At 71.7% G+C, this 2,869-nt stretch carries 2 protein-coding genes; both read right to left on the bottom strand.

Annotation, left to right across the window (positions count from 1 at the left end):
• On the bottom strand, positions 1–1,671 hold a 1,671-nt coding region (locus tag D7X12_RS40660), incomplete at its 3' end, for a chemotaxis protein CheA (protein WP_147443979.1).
• A gap of 489 nt (positions 1,672–2,160) precedes the next feature.
• The coding region (locus D7X12_RS40655; RefSeq protein WP_147443978.1) for an RluA family pseudouridine synthase at positions 2,161–2,869 on the bottom strand (709 nt) is incomplete at its 5' end.

Raw genomic sequence — 2,869 nt, 5'->3', positions numbered from 1 at the left:
GTCCTGCGGGGAAGAGGGGGCTTCGGCGGGCGCGGAGGCGCGGAGGATGGCCCGGCGCACCAGCGTGGGCGTGTCCAGCAGCAGGCCCACGCGGCCATCGCCCAGGATGGTGGAGCCGGAGATGCCGGGGACACCCTGGAAGAGCTTGCCCAGGGGGCGGATGACGCGCTGGCCTTCGCCATGGAGCTCGTCCACCGCCAGCCCGATGACGCCATCCGGGTGCTTGAGGACGACGACGTTCTCCCGGGCCGGCAGCTCACCGCCCAGCCCGAAGACTTCGCGCAGCCGCAGGTAGGGCAGCGGCTGGCCGCGCAGGGACAGGACGCCGGAGGCGCTCGACGAGCGCTCGTCGGCGGGGACCTCCATGCACTCCTGCACGCCCTGGATGGGGACGACGTAGACCTGGTCGCCCACGCCCATGGCGAAGCCGTGGATGACGGCGAGCGTGAGGGGCAGGCGCAGCGTCATCGTGGTGCCCCTGCCCTCCTGGCTCTGGACGCAGACCGAACCGCGCAGCGCTTCAATGTCACGGCGCACCACGTCCATGCCCACGCCGCGTCCGGACAGCTCCGTCACGGCGTCCGCGGTGGAGAAGCCGGGCTCGAAGATGAGGCGCAGAAGCTCGTCGTCGCGCAGCCGCTCGGGCGCCGCCACGAGCCCCCGCTGCCGGGCGCGCTCGCGCACCCGCTCGCGCTGGATGCCCCGGCCGTCGTCGGACAGCTCCACCACGACGCTGCCGGCGTCATGGTAGGCCTTGAGCCGCAAGAGGCCCCGGGGCTCCTTGCCCGCGGCCCGCCGCTCGTCGGGGGACTCGATGCCGTGGTCCAGCGCGTTGCGCAAGAGGTGCAGGAGGGGGTCGCGCAGCGCGTCCAGCACCGCGGTGTCCAGCGTCGCGTCCTCGCCCTCCAGCTCCAGCAGGGCCAGCTTCTGCTGCGAGCGGGCCAGGTCCCGCACGGTGCGCAGGTGCTGGCGGAACAGCGGCCCCACCGGGACCATCCGGACCTTCATCACCTCTTCCTGGAGCTCCTCGAAGAGGGGGTCCATCTCCCGCTGCTGGGCGAGCGCATCCTCCCAGCTGGCGCCGGCCCCTTCCGCGCGCGTGAGGAATTGCGTCATCCGGCCGCGAGCGACGGACAGCTCCGCGGTGAGCGTGACGATGCGGTCCAACCGCTCCAGGTCCATCCGCGAGCGACCGCGCGTCGCGCCGCGCGCCTCCGGCAGTCGCGGAAGGCTGAGCGACACCGCGGGCGCGGGGGCTGGCGCCACGGAAGCGTGGGCACTGGCGGCGCTCTTGAGCAGCGCGAGGTGGGACTTGTGGACCGCGCCCAGCGAATCCACGCCGGCGAGCGACGCCTGGCTCAAGTCGCGAAGGTGGTCCACGGCGCCGAGCAGGAGCGACACCCGCTCCTCGTTCACCGTGAGGCGCCGCTCGAGCAGCGCCTGGAGGAGGTCCTCGACGCCGTGCGTGTAGTCCGTCACGGCCTGGAAGCCGAGCGACCCCGCGGCGCCCTTCAGCGTATGCGCCCCGCGCAGGATGCCCGGGAGCAGGTCATCCGCGGGGGACACCTCCAGCGCGATGAGGCCCTCTTCCATGGAGGAGACGAGCCGCTCGGCCTCTGCCGCGAAGATGACGAGCACCTTCTCCCATTCACCGGCTGTCTCTGACGTCATGCCCCCCAGGCCCGTCACCGTCCGGCTCCCCGACTCAAGGGAACCGGCGTGAGGAGCGGCACGTCAGGAGGGGAGTTCAACGACAGCCGCTCGGGGGCGGAGGCCATGGGTGGCTCGATGCGACAGGGGGTGGGCACAGCGACCCTGCGGGAAACGCAGACACACGAATCCCGTCCTCACAATGTGAGCCATTGCCACGGAGGTGGGCCGACCTCCGCGAAAGAGGATGAACTTGAGAAAGTGAGAGTATCAAAACAGTAACACGAGCACAATGGGACTGGACGGCTACCGCTTAAACGGAATTCTCAGCCAGATCGCCGGCCTGCCTGCCTTCATCCCTTCCCGGATGCGGCCCCTACCCATGGCTGTGGTTTCCGGGTGGGGGCAATGCCAGTCCTGCTCCAGCGCACCTGCCCCTGCATGACCTGATGGATTGGATTGAGACAGGCGCAATGCGTCACACCCGCCCCACCACGGGTCCTGCGCGCCCTACCCTCGCAGCAGCGCCACGCCGCGCAGGAAGTCTTCCGGCAGCGGAGACTCCACCTGCACCAGACGCCCCGTCGCGGAGGACGGCACCTCCAGCCGCCACGCATGCAATGCCTGTCGTCCCACGGCGAGCGCGGCCGGGTGCGTGCGCGCGGCCTCCGTGCCGTAGACGGAATCACCCAACACGGGGAAGCCCGCCTCGGAGAGCTGCACGCGAATCTGGTGCGTGCGGCCCGTGTCCAGATCGATGTCCAGCAGGGCCCCCTCGCGGAAGCGCTCGCGCACCGTGAACGTCAGGGCGGCCCGGCGCGCGGAGGGCACGCGGGTGGTGAAGCGGCGCGGGTCCTTCGGGTCGCGCGCGTAGGGGCCCTCCAGCCGGCCGGTGTCCGGCGGCCGTCCCAGCACCAGCGTCTGGTAGCGCTTGTCCACGCGCTTCTCCTGGAAGGCCTTCAGCAGCGCGGCCACGGCGTCATCCGTCCGCGCCAACGCCAGACACCCGCTCGTCTCCCGGTCCAACCGGTGCACCACGCCCGGCTGCGCCACGCCCTCCACGTCGAACGGCGGGCAGCGCGCCGCGAGCAGCCCCACCACGGAGGCCGCGCGGCCCTCCGGCTCCACCACCAGCCCCGGCGGCTTCGCGATGATGAGGAGCGCCGCGTCGTCGTACAGCACCGGCAGCTCCGGCCCCTCCAGGGAGGAGGGGGCCGGC

The organism is Corallococcus sicarius, assembly GCF_003611735.1.
Classification (GTDB): domain Bacteria; phylum Myxococcota; class Myxococcia; order Myxococcales; family Myxococcaceae; genus Corallococcus; species Corallococcus sicarius.
This window is presented reverse-complemented; position numbering and strand designations above follow the sequence as displayed.